At 64.4% G+C, this 21,113-nt stretch carries 16 protein-coding genes and 1 tRNA gene; 7 read left to right on the forward strand and 10 right to left on the reverse strand.

Going from position 1 to position 21,113, the window contains the following annotated elements; genetic code table 11:
* Positions 1–125: 125 nt before the first annotated feature.
* Positions 126–584, reverse strand: coding sequence for a nuclear transport factor 2 family protein (locus EPN33_02505; GenBank protein ID TAN24654.1), 459 nt, complete (start codon positions 582–584; stop codon positions 126–128).
* A 62-nt stretch (positions 585–646) separates the two neighbouring features.
* Between EPN33_02505 and EPN33_02510 the strand changes: the two genes are divergently transcribed.
* From EPN33_02510 to EPN33_02525, 4 genes are read left to right on the forward strand one after another with little or no spacing between them, the layout of a single operon-like run.
* Positions 647–1,246, forward strand: coding sequence for a hypothetical protein (locus tag EPN33_02510; protein ID TAN24655.1), 600 nt, complete (start codon positions 647–649; stop codon positions 1,244–1,246).
* The gene (locus tag EPN33_02515) at positions 1,243–2,625 is read left to right on the forward strand and encodes a hypothetical protein (GenBank protein TAN24656.1); all 1,383 of its coding nucleotides are present in this window, start codon (positions 1,243–1,245) and stop codon (positions 2,623–2,625) included. The genes EPN33_02510 and EPN33_02515 overlap by 4 nt, the downstream gene beginning before the upstream one ends.
* An 11-nt stretch (positions 2,626–2,636) precedes the next feature.
* Positions 2,637–5,975, forward strand: coding sequence for a DNA polymerase III subunit alpha (dnaE, locus tag EPN33_02520; protein ID TAN24657.1), 3,339 nt, complete (start codon positions 2,637–2,639; stop codon positions 5,973–5,975).
* 14 nt (positions 5,976–5,989) lie between these two features.
* The gene (locus EPN33_02525; GenBank protein TAN24658.1) at positions 5,990–6,733 is read left to right on the forward strand and encodes an SOS response-associated peptidase; all 744 of its coding nucleotides are present in this window, start codon (positions 5,990–5,992) and stop codon (positions 6,731–6,733) included.
* A gap of 228 nt (positions 6,734–6,961) precedes the next feature.
* Here the strand turns inward: EPN33_02525 and EPN33_02530 are convergent, their stop codons facing one another.
* The 4 genes from EPN33_02530 to EPN33_02545 form a co-directional block, all read right to left on the reverse strand.
* On the reverse strand, positions 6,962–9,913 hold the full coding sequence (locus EPN33_02530) for a UPF0182 family protein (protein ID TAN24659.1): 2,952 nt from the start codon (positions 9,911–9,913) through the stop codon (positions 6,962–6,964).
* 74 nt (positions 9,914–9,987) lie between these two features.
* Positions 9,988–11,526, reverse strand: a complete 1,539-nt coding sequence (gene aroE / locus EPN33_02535) for a shikimate dehydrogenase (GenBank protein ID TAN24660.1) — start codon at positions 11,524–11,526, stop codon at positions 9,988–9,990.
* A gap of 84 nt (positions 11,527–11,610) precedes the next feature.
* Positions 11,611–12,390, reverse strand: coding sequence for a DUF2520 domain-containing protein (locus tag EPN33_02540; GenBank protein TAN24661.1), 780 nt, complete (start codon positions 12,388–12,390; stop codon positions 11,611–11,613).
* 3 nt (positions 12,391–12,393) lie between these two features.
* Positions 12,394–14,208: a glycoside hydrolase family 15 protein gene (locus EPN33_02545; GenBank protein ID TAN24662.1), complete on the reverse strand. Its 1,815-nt coding sequence runs from the start codon at positions 14,206–14,208 to the stop codon at positions 12,394–12,396.
* 250 nt (positions 14,209–14,458) lie between these two features.
* On the opposite strand from EPN33_02545, the gene EPN33_02550 reads away from it, so the two are divergent.
* Both EPN33_02550 and EPN33_02555 read left to right on the forward strand, forming a co-directional pair.
* Positions 14,459–14,535: transfer RNA gene (locus tag EPN33_02550), tRNA-Met, on the forward strand.
* A gap of 363 nt (positions 14,536–14,898) precedes the next feature.
* Positions 14,899–15,375 (forward strand): hypothetical protein, encoded by a 477-nt coding sequence (locus EPN33_02555; protein ID TAN24663.1) that lies wholly within the window; start codon positions 14,899–14,901, stop codon positions 15,373–15,375.
* Between the two features lie 471 nt (positions 15,376–15,846).
* On the opposite strand, the gene EPN33_02560 is transcribed toward EPN33_02555, so the two are convergent.
* The 5 genes from EPN33_02560 to EPN33_02580 form a co-directional block, all read right to left on the reverse strand.
* A complete protein-coding gene (locus EPN33_02560; protein TAN24664.1) occupies positions 15,847–16,737 on the reverse strand; it encodes a hypothetical protein in 891 nt (296 codons plus the stop codon).
* The gene (locus tag EPN33_02565) at positions 16,703–17,758 is read right to left on the reverse strand and encodes a hypothetical protein (GenBank protein TAN24665.1); all 1,056 of its coding nucleotides are present in this window, start codon (positions 17,756–17,758) and stop codon (positions 16,703–16,705) included. Before EPN33_02565 ends, EPN33_02560 begins: the two co-directional genes overlap by 35 nt.
* Before the next feature lie 513 nt (positions 17,759–18,271).
* On the reverse strand, positions 18,272–18,793 hold the full coding sequence (locus EPN33_02570; GenBank protein TAN24666.1) for a cytochrome c: 522 nt from the start codon (positions 18,791–18,793) through the stop codon (positions 18,272–18,274).
* Positions 18,724–19,518, reverse strand: a complete 795-nt coding sequence (locus tag EPN33_02575) for a hypothetical protein (GenBank protein TAN24667.1) — start codon at positions 19,516–19,518, stop codon at positions 18,724–18,726. Before EPN33_02575 ends, EPN33_02570 begins: the two co-directional genes overlap by 70 nt.
* Before the next feature lie 572 nt (positions 19,519–20,090).
* Complete coding sequence (locus EPN33_02580) at positions 20,091–20,693, reverse strand: CAP domain-containing protein (protein TAN24668.1); 603 nt, start codon at positions 20,691–20,693, stop codon at positions 20,091–20,093.
* 43 nt (positions 20,694–20,736) lie between these two features.
* On the opposite strand from EPN33_02580, the gene EPN33_02585 reads away from it, so the two are divergent.
* Positions 20,737–21,111, forward strand: coding sequence for a hypothetical protein (locus EPN33_02585; GenBank protein TAN24669.1), 375 nt, complete (start codon positions 20,737–20,739; stop codon positions 21,109–21,111).
* The last annotated feature ends 2 nt before the right edge of the window (positions 21,112–21,113 follow it).

Raw genomic sequence — 21,113 nt, forward strand, 5'->3', positions numbered from 1 at the left:
CTTGTACGATACGGAAAACCGGTCAGGAACTGTTTGAGATCGACCGATTCGCGTTCGTCAATCATGAGCTTCGACAGGGCCGAGGTCCTGGACTTCGCCATATGTTGAACATTGTATATCTTCAGTTAGGAGTGCGCTGCGGGCGTTTCCTGCGCGTTGACAGCACGCCAATGGCCGTGACGATAGACGAAAACGTCGGTAAATAACGTGCGGCGCGGCGCTTGCTGCACCACCGCCGTCAACACCACGCCATTGGCAATCGCCACATTCCCGTACACCCGCACCCGCAGTTGCTCGAATTTCTTCGCGCCGGGAAACGCATGCGGGTGAGAGCGGAGATATTGCAGGTGCTGTGGTTTGGTGATCATGCCCTGGGCAAGCACGTGGACAAAATCCGGAGCCAAGATCGGCCCTACGATGGCGGCGTCGTTTTCGTGCGCCAGCCAGCGTTGTTCCAGCCGGATCACTGCATGCCGGGCGGTGGCGGCCGGTTGCTGGGCGGCAAGGATCAGTGCTAAACATCCCCACAGGAGCGCGGTTTTCATGCTCTTCATTATGCGTGTGCGATGACGGCCAATGGCCATTTGACAGGCCGGAGAGGGGGGATTAGGATGGGCGATGGATAACGAAGAAAAAGCGAAACTAAGTGGAAGCAGCGATGTCGGTGCGGGAGCAGTTGGAGGCGGGGTTGAGCGTGCGCGGGTGGGGGGCAACCCTCATGCGCGGGGGCGAGCGTGGAATTGCGCCGCAGGGGGTGAGCGAGCCGGCGCTGGCGGCAGGAGGCATTACCGAGCTGACGCCGGGAGAGAGCGGCGTGGGCACAACCGGCTGCGCGCTGCGGCTGGCGACGGGCTTTGTTGGCGCAGGCCCGGGGCTGCGCCTGCCGGGCCGGATAGCGTGGGCGGATCCGTGCGACCGGTTCGATCCGGAATCAGCGGAACGGGCCGGGCTTGCCCTGGAGCGGGTGCTGTGGCTGCGGGGCACGGCCAAGCTGCGCGGCATGGAGGGGCTGAGCCGGTGGAATGAAATTCTCAACCTGGTGATTCAGAGCCACGTGGTCGAGCTGGTGGTGGCGGATTTTCTGGACTGGCCGCTGGAGGAGCTGCGGCGGATGCCGCGCTCGGCGTGGTTCCGGCTGTTGCGCGGGCTGGAACATGGCGGGCAGACGGCGCTGCTGCTGCTGGTGCCGGCGCCGGTAGCTTCCACCTGCGTGCGGGTGCGGTTGACGCCGCGGGAGCTCATGTGAAGGGCTACTTTTTAGTGGTCTGGGTGCCGGAGCGGCCCTGGGGCACGGCCCGGCCAGCCGTGCGCGAACAGGAGTTTCAGAGCTGGATGCTGCGGGAATTGGAGCAGGTCTCCGACCGCTGCCAGCCGTTGCCGCCCGACCACTGGTTGTTGGATTTGAGCGGCATGGAAACCTGCCTGGGGCCGGCGCCGGCGATCGCACGGCAACTGGAACGGCGGTTGTGCGAGCAGGGATTGACGCCACGGATGGGAATGGCGCCGACGCGTACCGCAGCACTGCTGGCGGCGGAAGCGGGCATGGCGCCGATACTGGATGATGCGCCGGCGGCGGTGCTGGCGGCGCTGCCGCTGAGCACGTTACAGGCGCTGAGCGATTGCGGTCCGGCGGCGGCGGCCTGCCTTGATGTCTTTGCGCGCTGGGGACTGCGCACGCTGGGCGAAGTGGCGGCACTGCCACGGCGGGCGCTGAGCGAGCGGCTGGGACGCGCCGGACTGGCGTGCCAGCGCTGGGCGCGGGGCGACGACGAGGGGTTGATGCTGCCGGGCGCGCCTGCGCCTGAGCCGGCGATCTGCGAGCAGACTTTTGAACCGGCACTGGAGGGTTATCTGCCGCTGCTGCCCTGGCTCGACGGTCAGGTGCACGCGCAAGCGGCGGAGTGGGAACGGCACGACCGGGCGCTGGCGTGGTGTGAGCTGGCGCTGGGGTTGGAGCAAGACCGGGCATTCCCTGGGCTCCGCCTATGGCAATGGCGCTACGCGCCGCCGCTGCCGCACCGCGATGCGCGGCGGTGCCTGCGGCAACTGGAGACGGCGCTGGCGCTGGGACCACCGGCGGCGCCGATTGCGACGGCACGGATCGAATTCCGGCTGCTGCGGCCGCGGCGCACGCAGGCGGGATTGTTCGGCGATGCGGCGGTAGAAGAAGAAAACCGGGAGCGGCTGCTGGCGCGGCTGCGGGTGCTGCTGGAGGATCCGGAGGGCCAGCAGTGCGGCTCGCCGCGACTGCGGGACTGGCACCGGAGGGATGTGTTTGCGATGGCGCCGTACGCGCCGGAACAGGGGTCAGGGGCCAGGGGCCAGGGATCAGGGGGTGCACGGCTGACCCTGCGGGCGAGGAGGCCGGCAGTGGCGATCAGGATGGAGATGGCGCGGCTGCCGGTGCAGGCCGATGGATTCAGCCCGGTGGGCGCGATGTGCTATTTGCCGCAGCCACGAAGGATCCAGCGGGCTTGGGGACCGTGGCGCTGCTCGGGAGCATGGTGGAGCGATGGCGCCTGGAGCCGGGATGAGTGGGATGTGGAATTTGCGCCGGATGAACGATATCGGTTGCTGTATGACCGGCAGGCGCGGCGGTGGTTTCTGCTGGGCGAGTACGACTGAGGAGGCGCGGGGTGTTTCTGGAGCTGCACGCGGCGAGCGCCTTCAGTTTTTTGCGCGGCGCTTCCCTGCCCGAAGAACTGGTCGAGCGCGCGGCGGCGCTGGAGATGCCGGTGCTGGGGCTGATCGACGGCGATGGTTTTTACGGCGCGCCCCGGTTCCACCTGGCGTGCCGGCGGGCGGGCGTGCGGCCGCTGTTTGGCGCGGAGATCACGCTGGAGGATGGCGCGCGGCTGCCAGTGTTGGCGGCCAGCCGTGCGGGGTATCGCAGTCTGTGCCGGCTGCTCAGCCGCATGCACCTGCGCGGCGCGGCGCCGGGCGTAGGGCGGATGCAGTACAGCGAATTGGCCGAATTGGAAGAGGTGATTGCGCTCAGCGGCGATGAGGAGGGTCCGCTGGCGTGGACGCTGCGCGCGGGCGGCACGGACGCGGCGCGAGAACGGCTGGAGCAGTTGGCGTCGGCCTTCGGGAGCGGCAATCTCTATGTCGAGCTGCAGCGGCATTACCTGCGCGAGCAGGAAGAGCGCAACCGGGCGGCGATCGGGCTGGCGCGCGCGCTGAAGCTGCCGCTGGTGGCGACCAACGGCGTGCGCTACGCCACGCCGGCGGCCCGGCCGGTGCTTGATGTGTTCACCTGCCTGCGGCTGCATACGCGGCTCGAGTCAGCGGGACGGAAACTGGAACCGAATGCGCAGCGGTTTCTGGCCGCACCGGCGATGGTGGAACGGCGCTTTCGCGACCTGCCCGAAGCCCTCGCGCATACGGCGGAAATTGCCGCGCGCTGCACATTCACGCTCGATGATCTGGGCTACGAATTTCCGCAGCCGCCGGTGCCGGAGGGACACACGCCGCAATCGTGGCTGCGGGAGCAGACCTGGCGCGGAGCACGCCGGCGCTATGGCGCACTGCGGGCCGAGGTGCGCGCGCAGCTCGAACACGAGCTGGAGATCATCGGCAAGCTCAAGCTGGCGGGGTATTTTTTGATTCTGGACGGCATCATGGACTACTGCCGGGCGCACGGCATCCTGGCGCAGGGGCGCGGCTCGGCGGCCAACAGCGCGGTGTGCTACAGCCTGGGCATTACCGCCGTCGATCCCATCGGGATGCAGTTGCTGTTCGAGCGGTTTTTGTCGGAGGAGCGCGGCGAGTGGCCCGACATTGATCTGGATTTGCCCTCGGGCGAGCTGCGCGAGCAGGTGATTCAGTACGTGTACGGACGCTATGGGCAGGGGACAGCCAGCGCTGCAGCGATGACAGCCAATGTGATCACCTACCGGCCGCGTTCCGCCGCGCGTGAAGCCGCCAAGGTGATGGATTTTCCTGAAGCCGTGCAGGCGAAGCTGGCGCAAATTCTGAGCGCAGCGGGAGGGGTGCTCGATCTGCCGAGCTGGCAGGAAACCCTGCAGCAGCGCGGGCGGGCGGCGCGCTTTCCGCCTGCAGCCGCCGACGTGGCGCCGGCAGTGGCGGCGGGGCTGCGCCAGGCGGGGTTCGATCCGGAACATCCGCAGATGCTGCGGTTTCTGTACGTGTGCCAGGCGATGCAGGATTTGCCGCGCCATCTGGGGCAGCACTCGGGCGGCATGGTGCTGTGCGCGGGGCCGCTGAGCGAAATTGTGCCGCTGCAGCCGGCGGCGATGCCGAAGCGGGTGGTGATTCAGTGGGACAAGGAAGACTGCGCGGCGCTGGGGCTGATCAAGGTCGATCTGCTGGGACTGGGGATGATGGCGGTGCTGCAGGATACGCTGGTAAGCGTGCGCGACCGGCTGCCGCGGGCAGTGGGCAGCGCGGCCACGGCCGATCTGGACTGGCTGCCGCCGGAAGATGCGGACGTGTACCGGACGCTGCGGGCGGCGGATACGGTGGGCCTGTTTCAGGTGGAGTCGCGGGCGCAGATGGCGACGCTGCCGCGCATGCAGCCGCGGCGGTTCTACGACCTGGTGATTGAAGTGGCGATTATCCGGCCGGGGCCGATCACGGGCGATCTGGTGAATCCGTATCTGCGGCGGCGGGCGGGCGAGGAGGAGGTGCGGGTGCCGCATCCGCTGCTGGAGCCGATTCTGCGGCGCACGTTAGGCGTGCCGCTGTTTCAGGAACAGCTTTTGAAAATGGCGATGACGGTGGCAGGGTTTACCGGCGGGCAGGCGGAAGAGCTGCGACGGGCAATGGGCTTCAAGCGCAGTCAGCAGCGGATGGCGGAGATCGAGCGGCAACTGCGGGCGGGCATGAGCGAGCGCGGCATTGACGCGGCCGCGGCGGATGAGATCATCCGTTCGATCACCTCGTTTGCGCTGTACGGTTTTCCGGAATCGCACGCCGCCAGCTTTGCCCTGCTGGTATACGCCAGCGCGTACCTGAAGCAGTATTTCCCCGAGGAGTTTCTAGCGGCGATGCTGAACCATCAGCCCATGGGGTTTTACCATCCGGCGACGCTGGTGCGCGACGCGCAGCGGCACGGGGTGGTGGTGCTGCCGGTATCGGTGGCGGCGTCGGAGTGGGATTGCACCGCCGGGCGGCTGGCGCGCGGGCGCGCGGGGCGAGCGGTACGGCTGGGGCTGCGCTACGTGAACGGGTTGCGCGAGAGCGTAGGCAGGCAAATCGCCGAAGAACGGCGGGCGCGGGCGTTTACTTCGTTTGAGGATCTATGCCGGCGGGTGGCGCTGAATGCCGAGGAAGCACGCCGGCTGGGGGAGTTGGGCGCCTGCAAGGCGTTTGGGGCATTGACTGGCGCGGGGCCTGGCGTGGCTGCGCCACACCACCCGCTTGACGCTCGGCCGGGCCGGGGACCCCGAGAGCCCCAACCCGGCCTCCGGGCGACGCGGCGCACGGCGCTGTGGCAGATTGAGGCGGCGCAGCGCGCGCCCGGCTCGCTCTATGCACCGTTGCCGGAGCCGGGCATGGAGCCGGATGCGATCAGTCCGCTGCCGGAGATGGACACGCGCGAGCGGATGGAGGCGGACTTTGCCGCGAGCGGCCTGACGCTGGGGCCCCATCCACTGGCATTTGAGCGGACGCGGCTGCGACAGCAAGGCTATGTGACCGCGGCGGAGCTGGCAGGGCTGCGGCATCAGCAGAAGGTCGCCATTGCCGGCGCGGTGATTGCGCGGCAACGGCCAGAAAATGCCAAAGGCGTGGTGTTTTTGTCGTTGGAGGACGAGACCGGCATCAGCAACATCATCATCTGGCCGCAGGTATATGAGCGCTATCGTCTGGAGTGCCTGGGCGCGGCGCACCTGGAAATTCACGGCCGCCTGCAACGGCAGCGCGGAGTGATTCATGTGCTGGCGGAAACGCTCGCGCCGCTGCACACCGGCGCGGCGCTGCTGCCGGCCAGCCCGGCGCGGGATTTCCGCTAAACTGAGCCTCAGCTATGTGTGGACGCTTCACACTGCGCTCGGACGGCAACGCGCTGGCGCAGCATTTCGAGTTGGACGCGGCGCTGGCGGCGGCACTGCCGCCGGCGCGCTACAACATTGCGCCCACGCAGACGATTCCGGTCATCCGCTGGAACGCGGATAGCGGCAAGCGGGAACTGGTGATGCAGCGCTGGGGACTGGTGCCGCACTGGGCGAAAGATCGGAAGCCGCTGCCGGCGTTATTTAATGCGCGGGCGGAAACACTGGCCACCAGGCCGGCGTTCCGCGAGGCGTTGCGCGCGCGGCGCTGCCTGATTCCTGCCGACGGCTTTTACGAATGGAAAGCGGTGGGCAAGGCATTGACTGGCACGGGGCCTGACATGGCTGCGCCACGCCACCCGCTTGACGCTCGGCCGGGCTGGGGGCCCCAGGAGCCCCAGCCCGGCCTCCGCGTGAAGCAGCCGTGGTTTGTGCACCGGCCCGGCGATGGACTATTCGCCTTTGCCGGACTGTGGGAGGGTGAAACCTGCACCATCATCACGCGCACACCCACGCCGCAAATGGCAGCGCTGCACGACCGCATGCCGGCCATTCCTACACCCGGCGATTACAGCGCCTGGCTGGATCCGGTGCGCAGCCGCGCCGAGGAATTGCTGCCTTTGCTCGACCATCCGCCCGAGCTGGAGATCTTCCCAGTGCGGCCGCTGGTCAACCGCGCCGCGGCCGACGGGCCCGAGTGCGTGATGCGAATGTTATAACATGCGCTACTCCGCTGCCGGTGATTATTCCCCACGAAGGTCCCGCCCATACGCGGCCTAACGAACGAGGTGCTTCACCTGCGCGGAGGTGACTGGACCGACGCCTATTTGGCGGCGTCCAGCATCGCGGGCGGTTACCGGCTCGTGTCGCTTGACGCTGATTTCAGGCGCTTTCCCGGACTCGACTGGGCATGGTGGGCGCAGCCTATAGCGATGCTAAAACTGCTTTTAGTGTGGTGAGCCGCCGCTGAGGGCTTTTTTGAGGGCCTGCTGGGCGGCCTGCAGCTCAGCGCCGGCCTCGGCAAATTTGCCCTGGGCGGTGAGCTGCTGGTAGCGGCTCAGGTGCGCCTGTACCGATTCCAGAATGGCGCGCGGCAGCTTGGCGACGGTCGCAGGCGGGCCCGTGGCGGGGACGCCGGAAGTCGCGGCATTGGCGCTGGCGACGACGTTGGACTGGTTGGTGTCGCTGGGGCCGGGCTGCTGGGCGAGCGTGGCGATGGCGGTAGGCAAGTCATCGCTATAGACGATGCGATTGCCAACGGCAAGGACCATTTTCTTCAGCTCGGGCAACTGGGCCTGCGGGGCCTGAATGTAGATAGGTTCGACGTAGATGAACGTTCCGCCGACCGGCAGCACCAGCGTGGTGGCGCGGATCACACGGCTGCCTTCCTGATTCCACAGGCTCAGATCCTTGCTGATGTCGCGGTTTTGATCGACGCGGCTTTCGATTTGCAGCGGACCGTAGACCAACTGCTCCTTGGGCAGACGATAGAAGATCAACTGGCCGTAATGAGCGGGATCGCAGCGTGCGGCGACCCAGGCGATGAGGTTGTCGCGGCCGTGGCTGGTGAACGGGACCAGCAGGACAAATTCGGCCTGGCTGTCGCCCGGCAAGCGCAGCATGACGTAGTAGGGCTTGGTGGGCTGACTGGTTTCCTGCATCACCACCTGCTTGGCGATGTCCCACTGGTCTTCCTTGTTGTAAAAAACCTGGGGATCGCGCATGTGGTAGAGGCGATAGATCTGCGCCTGGGTTTCAAACAGCGCTTGCGGATAGCGGATGTGCGCCAGCAGACCCGTGGGCATAGCCGAGCGTGGCAGGAACAGATGCGGGAAAACGGCGCGATAGGCGGCAAGGATCGGATCCCTGGGGTCGAACACGTACATATGGACCGTGCCGTTATAGGCGTCGACGGTGACCTTGACGCTGTTGCGGATGTAGTTCAGATTCTCGTCGCCGACGGCGGTGGATTCCGAGTAGGGATGGAGACTCGAGGTCGTGTAAGCGTCAATCATCCAGAACAGATGACCGTGGCTGTCGATGACCAGATAAGGGTCGGAATCGTAGGTCAGGAAGGGTGCAACGGTTTCGACCCGGTCCAGGATCTGGCGGTGCAACAGTATGCGGGTGCGGGGCGTGAAGTAGTGCGAGAGGATGACGTTGGGATCGTTCTGTTGAATCGCGGCGGCGAGGCGCAGGAGCGGATTGGAAAGCAGAATTCCGGCGGTGCCGTGGTAGGTGGTGTAGGCGTTGTCGTCGCCCTTGGGGTAGTCGAACTCGTCCTGCTGGGTATCGACGTAGACGGGGAGATTGGTGTCCTGAGCGAAGTACAAGCCGCCGCGGGTGATCTGGAAATCCTTGAAGGGACCAGTGGGCGGAGCATCCCTGAGGATCATGACCGGCTCGCCCTCCGGCGTCGAGGTGTTGACCATGGCGGCGACGGCGCCAAAGCCATGGGTATATTCGAGCCGCAGGTTCACCCAGGTCTGCGCGGATTGGGGCAGGCGGCTGGTGTCAAGGGCGCGGGCGGCGATCAACACCTGGCGGACGTGGCCATCGATGTTGTAACGATCGACGTCGACATGGGGAAAATCGTAGTAGGGGCGGAGGGCCTGGAGCTGGTTGGCGTCGGCCTGGAATGGGCCTTCATCCCAGAGGCGGATGTTGTCAGCCGTATCAGGATATTTGGCCAGGTCGAGCTGCACGTCGCTGTTGGGCGTAAAGGCTTCTTCGTGCGAGGTCTGCTCGAGGTTGTAGGCCATGCGGGTGGCCTTGATGTGGTCGGCAATGAAAGGCGTTTCGAGGGCCAGTTCGTTGGGTGCGACATAGAAACGCAGGACGGCGGCCTGCAGAATCGAGGGCAGAATCGCCAGGCCAAGGAACACCAGAATGACCGTACCCGGCAGCCAGCGCGGCGTGTCGCGCGGCACCCAGGGCGCGATGGCTTCATCCCAGGCGTTGGGCGGCTTGTGGCCAAAATGGCGGTCACCGAACTTCGGTGGGCCACGGCGCGCGAACAGGATGAGGAGGACGAGAGCGATGGCGCCGGCAATCTGCAGCCAGAGCAGCGGAATGCCCCAGTTGATGTCGACGAAATCGGCGCCGGTCAAAAAGTTGTGCTGCGAATACAGCAGCGAGTAACGCGCGAAGAACTGTGATACGGCGAAGATGATGAGCAGCACGATGGCGCCGGCGCGCACCAGGTTGCCGAGATTGACGGAGGGCGGACGCGGCACTTCGGTAGAACTGCCGGCGTAGCCGCGGCCTTCCATTTGCGCCATAACGCGCGCGCGCATCTCGCGCATGCGTTCGGCAGAAGTTCCCGCAATGGAGGTGATGGCGGCAATGAGCACGCCCAGCACGGCCAGCGTTGCGACCCAGGCCCAGATCATCTCGTAGAAGGGCAGCCGGAACATGTAGAACGCCAGGTCGTGATGGAAGATGGGATCGGTATAGGCGCCGGTGGAGTGAGCGCCCAGAAAGAGCGCGATGGTCCAGGGATTGACGAGGTTGACCGAGGCCAGAATGCCAAGCAGCGCAGCGACGGGATAGCCCACGATACCGAAGAGCGAGGTGCGGGCAAGATCGGTACGGCAGTGGCGGCGCGCCAGCGCGAAGACGATGACCAGAGCGAGCGCGGCGACGATGGCGGCGGCGGTTTGCGGCAGCCAGCGGATACGCAGGTACTGCCAGAAGGTGGGCAATTGGCCCAGGGCACGCCACCAGGCCCAGTCGATCCAGAAGCTCGAGCCTTCGATCAGAATGACGAGCGCCGCGATGGCGATGCCGATATCGCGCGTGAGCGCGGCGCCTTGCAAGCGGCCGTAGTGGCGCTTCATGCGTACCTGCGAGGCCACGACCACAAGGACGATGGCGATAAAGACGAGGGCAGCTTCCACGGATTACAGTTTACAGTTTCCAGTTCACAGTTTACAGTTCGGACTCGGGAGGCAGGCGGATGGCAGGGAGGGTCTCAGCGTGAGGGGCTGGGCTCGGCCAGGGCCGACAGGACTTCGGCGCGCATGGTTTCGAGCGGCGCCGGTTTGCCGGTCCAGAGCTCGAATTGCCGGGCGCCTTGAATGACCAGCATCTCCACGCCGCTGATGACCTGCGCGCCGGCGGCACGGGCACGGCGTGCCAGCTCGGTTTCCCTGGGGTTGTAGACCAGATCAAACACGACCTGGGCGTGGATTTCGTCGGTGGCCAGCAGAGACTCCCTCTCATTAGGATACTGCCCGACAGGGGTGGCGTGAACGATTGCCTGCCAGGCGAGCTTTTTGAGATCAGCGCGCGACACCACTTTGACCTTGGCCGCTTTGGCCAGCGCTTCGGCGTGGGAGCGGGTGCGATTGCAAATCGAAACCTGCGCGCCCTGACTGCGCAGGCCGAACACGGCTGCGCGCGCGGCGCCGCCGGCACCAAGAACCAGGACCTTGGCGCCACGCAGCGGCAGGGCTTGGCCGAGCGGCTCGAGGATGCCGGCGACGTCGGTGTTGTAGCCGTAAAACTTGCTCTGGCTGCGCACAATGGTGTTCACCGCGCCCACCGCGGCGCCGAGCGGGTCGACGCGCTCGAGCTGATCGAGAATTGTAGTCTTATAAGGATGCGTGACGCTGATGCCCTGTAGCGGCACTTCCCCGGCCAATTCCAGGATTTCAGCCGGTTTGCGGCTGAGCAAAGGCAGGTAGACGGCATTCATGCCAAGGCGGCGATAGGCGGCGGTGTGCATGCGAGGCGAAAGAGAATGCTCGAGTGGGTAGCCGAGAATGCCAAAGATAGCCGTGGCGCGGTTGATTTCTTCCACGCGATAGCGCGACTGCAATTCGTGCAGAGTGGGCTGGCCGGGTGCGGTGGCGCCACCGGCATCGAGCGATCCAAACGTAAAGATCGCGCCGGCACGCAGACTCAGCACGCGGCTGACCAGCCCCATTTCGCCCATACAAAAAGCGACCAGCGGATGCTCGCCGGCATGGCGCTCGACGAACTGGAGCAGGTCCATGTTGTGGCGCCAGGTCTTGGCGGTCGTAACCAGCTTATAGATGTCGGCTGGGATCTTTTGCAGACGGCTCCAGATCGGACCGAGCGCGGGCGTGGTGGCGAAGTCGTGATAGGAGACGATGAGATTGGTTTGCTGCCGCAGCGATTGCAGGGCACTGGCCGCGACCCGCTCGGCGCTCTGCAGCTCGAGGTCGACGGCGGCGCAACCAGCATCGGCTGCGCTCTTGAGAAGGCTGAGCTGCGCTTCCACCGAACCCTTGAAGTCGCCGCCGTATGCCTGTTTGCGGCAAGTGGCAATCACCAGCGTTTGCGGCGAAGAGCGCAGGAATTCGCGAATCTGCGGAGGGAAGGCTTTCAGTTGCTTAATGCTGTCCAGGCGCAGCTCGAGCAGGTTCACTTCGCGTGCGGCGCGCTCGGCCTGCGTCAGCAGCTCATCGGCAGTTCCCGCCTGAAGGGAAGCGCAAACCCGCGGCAGCCGGACGGGAGCAACCCGGTTGGATATAATCCCATGCATTGTTGAGGCTACACTTACCACGCGGGGGCATAGTATCGGTCCTTGACGCCCAGTTGCAACAGAAATCCATCACTGATTGGGTGCTTATCGCTTTTTCTTGCTGCCCGTAGTGACAAGCTTACAGGCGGCGGTAAGGCCGTCATATAGTTTTTGTAGTGCTTCTGATGGCATCTGTTGGCGTTGTAGCGCAATGGTGGTGCGATCGCCGCGCGCCCAAGGGCCGGTCCAGGCGGTCGCGGTTGCCTGCTCAAGGTTGGCAGCCGTGGCACGCAGGAGCTGCACGAGGCCGGCGCGCGCGGTGCGCAGACGCGGGCCGGAAAGTCCGGCATGGGTCAAGATGGCCTCGGCAGCGGCGAAGTTGACGACAGCGCCTGGACCTACGAGGGTAGCGGCAAGATGATAAGCAGCTTTGGCCTGCGGGGTGAGCGGGAGCTCCTGGCCAGCCCAACGGCGGATCTGGGCGCGGGCGGCGCGAGCCGCGACCGGATCACCTTCGATGCTGAACACCACCTTGCGCGGTGAGGGCGTCCGGCGGGTGAGGGTCATCATGGGATGCAGGGAAGCGATGCTGGCGCTGCGGCGCGCCAAAGGCGCGAGGACTGAGGCCGGGCGGGTGCCGCTGCCGTGCAGCACGCACCAGCCACGCCAATCGCGGCGGGCAGCGGCGAGGCGGCGGGCCAAAGCGGGCAAGGCGTCATCGGGCACTGCGAGGAAAAGCACGGCTGGTGGTTCGTGCGGCAAACGCTTGAGCCAGGCAGCGAGCTTGGCGTGGCTGACAGCAGCACGCATGGGCGTTCCGGCATTGGTCAGCCAGTGCTGCAAGGCTGAGCCAAGGCGGCCGGTTCCGATCACGATCCAATCCATCGTTTAGGCCACGCCGCCGGGATACAGATTCAGGTTGTGGGCGCTGTTGAGTAGCGCCATGTGGGTGAACGCCTGGGGGTAATTGCCCAGGAGCCTGCCATCGGCCGGCTCAATTTCTTCCGAAAACAGCCCGACGGGGCTGGCGTAGCCGCGCATGTGCTCGAACAGCTTGCGCGACTCGCCACTGCGGCCGAGGAGCGTAAGGCAGTCCACCAGCCAGTAGGTGCAGATGGAGAAGGCGCCTTCGGGTCCACCGACGCCGTCGTCGTGCACGTTTTCGTAGCGCGCGACCAGCGAGTCTTTGGTCAGGCGTTCCTGAATGCGGCGGATGGTAGCCTCCATGCGGGGATCGTGCGGCGAGCAGAAACGGAGCAGCGGCAGCAGGAGCAGGCTGGCATCCAGGGTGTCGCCGTCGAAGGTTTGCGTATAGGCGTGGAGCTTCGGATTGTAGCCGCGCCGCACGACCTCGTCATGAATGGCGGCGCGGGTCTGCCGCCATGCCTGGAGCGCGCAGGGAAGATTGTGCTTTTCGGATATCTTGATGCCGCGGTCGAGCGCGACCCAACAGAGCACCTTGGAATAGGTGAACTGGCGCGGGCCGCCGCGCACTTCCCAAATGCTTTCATCCGGTTCGCGCCAGTGGGCGGCGGCGTAATCCACCAGACGGGCAAGGGCTTTCCATTGCGCCGCTTCAAGGCCGTTACGCCACTTGGCGTAGGTGTAGGCGGCATCCATAACCTCGCCGTAGATGTCGAGCTGGTGCTGGGCAGCGGCGGCATTGCCGATGCGCACCGGGCGCGAGTTGCGGTAACCGCGCAAGTGGTCCAGCTCGACCTCGGGAACTTCCGTGCCGCCATCGACGCGATAGCAGACCTGCAGCGGCGGCGGGGCCTGATCGCAGATGCGGGTTAGGAATTCCAGGAAGCGGCCGGCTTCGTCATGATAGCCGAGCAGCGAAAGGCCATAGAGCGCAAAGGTGGCGTCGCGCGGCCAGCAGTAGCGGTAATCCCAATTGCGCGGGCCGCCGATCGCCTCGGGCAGACTGGTGGTTGCCGCGGCGACCATGGCGCCGGAGGGGGCGTAGATAAGCGCCTTGAGGGCGAGGGCACTGCGGACAACCTCATGGCGGTACGGCCCGGTGTACTGCGCCTTGGCCGACCAGGCTTGCCACAAGCGCGTGGTGGCGTCGAGCGAGCCGCGCACGCGCTCGGTGGTGAGATCCGCGGGTTCGTCGCCCCAGACCAAAACGAACCAGGCCGACTCGCCCGGCTGGAGGCGAACGCGGCCGCGCAGGGCGCCATTCTCGACGGCGAGTGGGAAGGAGGCTTCGGCCCAGAGCGGCACGGAAGCGCCACCCTGAAAGCGCGTGGGCTTTTGCTGTGTCCAACGCACGCCTTCGCGGCCGTAGTCGGGACGCGGTTCCAAGTAGAGTTCGAGCTCGATTTCGTCGCGGATGGCTTCGGCGTAACGGCAGAGGGCGCCGGAACCGAAACCCGCCGCGGTGGCGCCATCGAAATGGGCCGGCATCCAGTCGGTGATGCGGGCGCGCTCCGCGAATTCGGTCACCAGAACATTGGTGCTCTCGCGGTAATGCTGCGCGCCACCGCTACCGCGCGGCAAACCCGCGGGCACCCAACGGCATTGGCCGGCACGATCGGCATCGAGAATCTCGCCTACAAGCGAGCCGCTATCGAAGCGGGGCGCGCACAGCCAGCCGACGCTGCCGTCGCGACCGAGGAGCGCACAGGTGAGGCCATCCGCAATGATGCCGTAATCGCGAATTCCTAAAGCTTCAGCCGTCGCCGCCGCAGTCGCCATGGCTTCAGGCTAACAGTCAGGCGGCCGGATTCACAACTTCCAGGCCATGAGGATGCGACGGGATCATACTGGCATTCGCCGCTGGCGAGCGGCGGGCTGCGTGGGTTTCGTACCGGAATCGAAAAGCCGTCGATGGATCAGCGCCGCCCGAATGGGTTGTTGGCTGCGGCGTAATAAGCCTTTCGGTGCCGCTCCGGTAACATCGGCTGTGGTCGAAACGTCAGCGCGTGCGACCGTGGTATGCTTCTTGTGCGGGGTGGAGCAGTCCGGTAGCTCGTTGGGCTCATAACCCAAAGGTCGGTGGTTCAAATCCACCCCCCGCAACCAACCCAACCAAGCACTTGCGACCTGCAAAAGTTTCCTTGCGACGTGGTATATCCGCTCCGGTCAAGAAGCAGGGCCTGCAGGGCCTTCATTGCCGCCGTCTCCCTGGGGTGCTGTTTCATGGGGGTGTGCTGCCGCGAGCGGCGCTCCGTAGAGGTCTTGCTCCGAGACGACCGCCTCGAGGTTTTCGGTGCGGTTGGAGCGATGGGCGGTCGGGCCTCCAGCGAGACACAAATGGAAAGCTCGAAGCGCCTTCGAGTCTGTGGCGTTGATCCTCCCATCAGCCAGTAACCGATAGATGAGAATTGCAAGCGGACCCGTGTCGATCTTTTGCATTGCTACGGGCGATCGGTAGATTTGGCGAAGATGGTCAACGCTGCCAAAAATGTCCTCAGGGGTCACCTTAAAACAGCTATACTCCTCACGATGGAGATGTTGGCGGGTTGGCACACCCCGATGTTGCATGTCCGCAGCGTGGAGGCCTCCCTTGCCTTTTATGCGCTGCTGGGCTTCGAACTGGTGGACAAGATAGGCGCGCCCCAATGCCTGTCCTGGGCGCGCATGCACTGCAAGGGCGGTGCGCTCATGTTCCTGCGCGCCGAGGATGAGGCTGGAGAAGCCGCGCCCACACTGAGCTGTATGTACACGCCGGATCTGCCCGCGCTGCGCGCGCACCTGGCCGCCAGCGGCATCGCCGTCACGGCGATTCGCTACCCCGATTACCTTCCTGCCGGCGAGGCGCAGCTCCGCGATCCTGACGGCAACTTCGTAACGCTAGCGCAATGGGGGCCGGAGGAGGACGAGCGCTGGGAGCGGGAGCGGTGCCAGCGCCTAGCCCGCTAGTGCCGCGCGGTGCGGCGGAGGGGGAGCGAATTGTGTTGCGTCGTGAGCGGCAGGGGCACAGATGACGCTTGGTGCGAGGCTGCCCGCTGGGAGAGTGCGGCGAAGCGGCACGGGCCAGGAGGCAGCGTGCGGGTTCACCTGATCAATCCCAGTCATCTTTCCTTTGGCGTGGCCGTCATCACCCCGCGCTGGTTGTCCGTGCTGGCCTCGGCCACCCCCGCCGTCTACGGCGATCCGGTCATCGCCGACGAAACTCTGGCGCCGCTTGATCTAGATTAAAACCGGCCATTCAGGGTCAGTTCAAAACCGGCCATTAAACGCGCGATCAGGACGAGTTCATTTGTACCTTGCTTCGGCGGTTTGAGGCAAGGGCGAAGGTGGGGGCGCGCCGGCGCCCCGGTATGGAGGCGCGTTAGGGGCCCCGGCCCGGAGCAGTCGGGCTCCGAATCAGGCCAGCGCCCAGCGTGTGGCCTACCGCCGAGGTTCGAAAAACCCCTCACATCCGCTACGAAACTCATACAGGAGGCGCGAAACGGTATTTTGATGCGCTTCATCTTCCCAGCCGCGACGGCCGGCCATCTGTTCTGACAACCGTTCCATGGCTGAAGCGTCCGCCAAGAGCGCGTCCAATTTGTTTCGCGTGGGGCCGGCACAGAGCAGGGCAGTATCATGACCGAGAAGTCGCGCGCCGGCGATTGGAAGATCAAAGCCCGTTGCCTCAAGGAAGTGCAACTCGCCGCCATAGAGGCGATCAGTATTGCCAGCATCGGCGTAGCTGCTCATGATGCGGTAAAGGTCGGCGGCATCTTTGTCGTTGGTCGCGTGGCGGTCCCGCCATGCGAAAAGCTTGAGCAGGGCCAGACCGGCGAGCGAGGCAACCGGGATATCCAGATCGGCTCCGACATGGACATGCACTGCAGCCGCCAAAGCTTCGTCGAAACCGGCGACGGTCATGATGAAATCCGCGTCCGGCGGCCAAGCCAATGTACCTTCCGGCGTCGCCACGCCGCCAAACGGGATCACGTCAATCGGAACCGGTAGCGCATTGTCGTCTCGCTTGTAGACGAGCCTGTGGGCGATTCTCGGGTGCGTCTCGAACCCTCCCCGAACGATGGCTTGCTTGACCGCCGCGAATCGGTCCCACGATTCAACCGCCACCCCAAAATCGAAATCCTGTGTGGCCCGATAAACGGCCAATCCAAAGACATGGCTGAGCAGGAGATCACGGCCCATGGCGCCCACCAGAAAATAAGGACAGCCCGCAGCAGTCAGTGCCCGGTGAACGGCAGCCAGAACTTCCGCCTCAGTCGCCTCCAGGGGCCGGTCGTCACGCATCGAAAACGGGGGCAAGGAATTTATCATAGATCAGCTTCGCCGTTTCAAGGTTCCGCCCCTCTCCCGTAATCATCAGATCGGCGTAGGCAAGCAGCGGTGGAACGGCGCGCTGCTTTGGATGGTCGGCATTGACTATGAGGGCTTCGGGCCAAAAGGCATCGAGGATTTCGGTATTGCCGTCGTCGGCCAAGCGCATATGGCCCTGGGCAAGCAGCGGGTTGAGCGGGCCAGCAAGGTAGATCAGGTAATGCTCGGGCTTCAGGTATCCGGTCAGTTGTTGGCCCGCGATTTCTCCACCCCAGTAGGCGTGGAGGTGCTTGAAATCCGCAGCGAGGAGCAAGGCAGGCTCGCACTGAAATCGGCGGGGATGAAGCTTGGGCCGTAGCGTGGCCGCATAATGTGTGATCCAGTCGTTCACGAGTTGGCGCATATTGCGCAGGTGGGGCGCGCGTTTGCCATTCCGCAAGAATCCTCGCGCCTGAAGATCATCCAGAACCCCTCCGACCGTTCCTAGAGCAACGCCTGCGACGAGCGCCAGTTCGCGATAGTTGGCCTGAATGAGTTCCGGCCGGCAAAGCAAGGCAAAGACAACTCGCACACCGGCTGCCGTTGTGGCGCGATGCGCTTGCGTGCGAACCGTGTCGGCCCGAGGCTCTCCCGTGGTGTAGATGAAGAGGCCAGGAGCCTCCAGGTATGCGTTACCGGCCATATCGATAAAAGGCAGCTTGAGTTTTCGGCAGTGGCCGGCGAGGGCTCGCGTCATGTAGGGCGCGATTAAAAGGGGGCGGTAGCCGGGGAAGCCGTGTTCAATCGTTCGTCGCAGTTGAGCATTTGCATAGGCCAGCGTCTCGATGCGGTCGGTGGCCTTGGCTTCGGCGACAAAACGGTGGGTGTGTCCGTCGGCCGTGACTTCAACCACTGCATCAGGCTCGAAGGCGTGGTGGCGAGCCGTGCGCGGTTCTTTGCGCACACGTATTCCGACGCCGAGCCTTCGCTCGGCAGCAAGCGTCGCTTGCTCGATGATCGCCTGTTCGGCTGTGCGTTGCATGGGGCTCGTTTCCGATATGCTGTGTTCAGTTTATATCATTGTTCGCGTCACGTGAACAGCAAAGAAACATTTCATCGCGGAAATGCCCAAAGGTCGAAACGCACCCCCATTGGACCCCCAATAAGGGTTCCCGAGGGTGGTTTTGGGGGTCTACGAGCCATCTGTGCCCGTGTTTTCAATAGGTTACGAACCCGAGAAGCCCTCATAACCCAAAGGTCGGTGGTTCAAATCCACCCCCCGCAACCAAGACAATCAAGCGCTTGCGGGATTTTGAGCCTCTCCTGCAAACCCCCCAAAACCCCCATTAAGGAAAGTCCCCAACGGGAACGCGCCTGAAAGCGTTCTCAGGCGGTGCTTCCGACCGCTTTCTCCGGCCCCAGCACGATCTCCACTACCTCGCAGGCGCGCTGAGGCTCGCGCCAATCAAGTGGCTCGCCACTTTTTGCCCTGGTCGCTCCCGTTGGTCGCTGGGAGTGCGGGCTTCGATTCCCGGCAGGGTCCGCCCGCTGGCGCTCAGGGCTCCTCCAAGCTGCCGCCATGGGGGCGAACCGAGGCGGCGCCGAGCGACTTCAGGTAGGTGATGATCTGCCACCGCTCGGCAGGTGGGAGCTTCGACCAGTCCGGCATCCCACGCCGCACCACCCCGTTCGACAGGATCCAGAAGAGGGCGCCCGGGGAGGCCAAGAGAATCGGCTCCGCGCGCAGGCTGGGGCCTCGCCTTCCTCCCATTGCCGTGCTGCCGTGGCATTCGGCGCAATGCTGTTGAAAGAGCTTTTTCCCGGCGGCCGGTGCATTGAGATTGTTGACCATAGGGTTCGATTTGGCTCGTGCGCCGGCGGGAACTTTCGCCAGCGCCGCATAGACGGCTCCACTATTCCCTGGCTTGGCAGATTCCGCCCGCTGTGCCAACCCCAACGACCCATTCAGAAGCACCAAAAATGCGATCGCGACATAAGCCATCGCCTTCATTGCCGGCCTCCCAACGCCCGACCCAGCAACTCCCCAAAGCCGGAAAACTCCCGGGAAATACCCCATCGCACAAGCATGCGATGGCTGTTATGGTTCAAACCGAATCCGGTCGAGAGGCGAAGTGTCCAGCCGGATGGCAGATTCCATGCCAAGCACGGGGCAAGGTATTGGGATGTGCCGGTAGTCCCGGCAAGCTGGGTATCGCCGAGCCCCCCGTACATCTCAATGCCGGCGATGAAATTTTCCTGGCAGAAATTGCACTGCTTTGGCGAAGCCGCAAGAGCGAGCGGTCGGCTCGCGCCCACCGCATATCCGAACTCCCAGGGGTTGTTGGGCGAGAGGTTCTTCGTCGCGATCGGATTCACGGCAACGTTCCAGCCGTCGTAATCCTTCGAAAGGAGCAGCTTGAACTCCAATTCGTGGTTGTGCTCCTTCCGCAGAACGGCGTTGGGTCGCGCGTGGTCCGCTTCGATGTCATGCCCTTCGATCTCCTTCATGATCTTGTCGGCCCCACTGATTTGTTCATACTCGATGTAGGCCACGGGGTTGATGAAATGTTCGGTCTGGAGTAGACGGAAGCGATTCTCCCAGCGAAATCCGGTAAACAGGGTGCTGTCGTTGAAGGTCGTCTGCCCGTCGAGATAGATTTCAGTGGTCCACCAAGCGGTGGCCCCGTATTCGAACTCAATCCAGGGCGCGATGAAATCATTGCCGCCACGCTGGGTGCCGAAGGTCGAGAAATACTCCACCTCCAGGCTGCCGGGCTCTTCCAGGTAGTGATTGTAGGTCACGATATATGGACTCTCCTGGGCGGAAGCACGGAGACAGAAGAGAAGAGCCGCAAGCAGAATGAAGACCAAGAGAGGTAGGGCACGGCGTGCCGGCCGCGCGTGTCGGTCTGGCGTGAAGGTCTGGCATGCAGACATTAGCTAGTTTTCCTTGCAGAGCCCTGACCTGCACGCCCGCAATACGGGTGGGCGGATGGCCTTCTGGGGCTTGTTGTTTTGCCGAAGTCCCACGGTCCTTCACGAAAAAGGTGCAGCCGCAGGCCCCGAGAGTTATATCAATTACGATCATGTCGCAATTGCGGAGAAAAAAACTATGCGGTTGCAAATCGGTGGACTTGCCAACGATTTACTCGGGAAAGATCGATTTCGTCTACCGCCGCAGATGTGCTCAAAGTTCCGCCCATGAACCTCAACTCTCACCCTATCAGCCAACGCGCGACGGCATTGTAAAACTTTTGTAATCCGAGCTTGAAGGCCACGATGAGAGCGAACCGTCTCGACCAGCGAAAACAGCGCCGCCGACGCCAAATAGGCCGGACTCCGCGCCAGCGTCCGCGCCGCCGGCGCCCAGGCTTTTATGGCTGATTATTGGTACGGTGCGGCGGTCGAAGGTTGCGTTCGCCTTGGCCCGATAGCGGTGGCGGACGGAGGAAGTCCTCGGTCACCCAGAACTCATCGCCGGACTTGACCACCCCGATGCCGATCCGCGTAAGGCGGCGGTTCAGGATGTTGCCGCGGTGATTGGTCTGAAAGGGCGGTTCGGACATCATCATCTGCTGCACGGCGGCGAGGCTGGGCGCCATGGCTACGTTTTCGGCCACCATGCTCCAGGCGATGCCGGCGGCGCTCATGCGGGCGGCGGGGCTGCGCCCCTGCGCGTCGGTGTGACGCAAGCGGTGGTCGCGGGCCATTTCCTCCGCGTGCTGCAGGGCCACCCGCGCGACCGCCGGGTCCCATCGCAGCGGCGCCGCGCGGCCGCCGGTCTCGGTGCGATTTTGGGGATTCGCGCGCGCCGCGTTGATCAGACGCAGCAGCTCCATCGACCGGCGCGGGACCCCGCGTTGCGCCCGCTGGTCACGCGGTGCAGGGGACTGAGCCAGTCCGGCAAGTTGCAGCCACACGACGCTGCACGCGAGGAAACCTGCCAGGAGCCATCTGCAACTCTGATGCATGCTCATACCTTATGCTAGCGGAGGGAGTACACGAATGATCCCAGGTGCAGTGATTCTTCTGCTGTGGACCATCGCCATGCTGGCGGTTCACCTCAGAAGCCGGCAATTGGTGAAGCGGATGTGGGAGCCGGGCCAGAACCGGCTCGCCTGGCTCACCGTGAACAGCCTCGTACGCTTTGAGGGACTTTACTATATCGCTGCGGTGATCTACGCCGTCATGGAACGGCGGGCGGCGCTGTTCGTCCCCATCGCCGTGCTGGCGGTGATCCATTTTGCCGTGTGGGCCGCGGTCGAGCGGCGATCCGATTGGCCGGCGGCTACATCCGAGCGGAAGCAGTTGCTCGACCGCATTCAAATCTTCGACTGGGGCGAGTCGCTGGTGCTGGTCTACATCGCCTGGTGGCTCGTCGAAGCCCTGCACTGAGG

The organism is Acidobacteriota bacterium (assembly GCA_004299485.1).
Lineage (GTDB): Bacteria > Acidobacteriota > Terriglobia > Terriglobales > SCQP01 > SCQP01.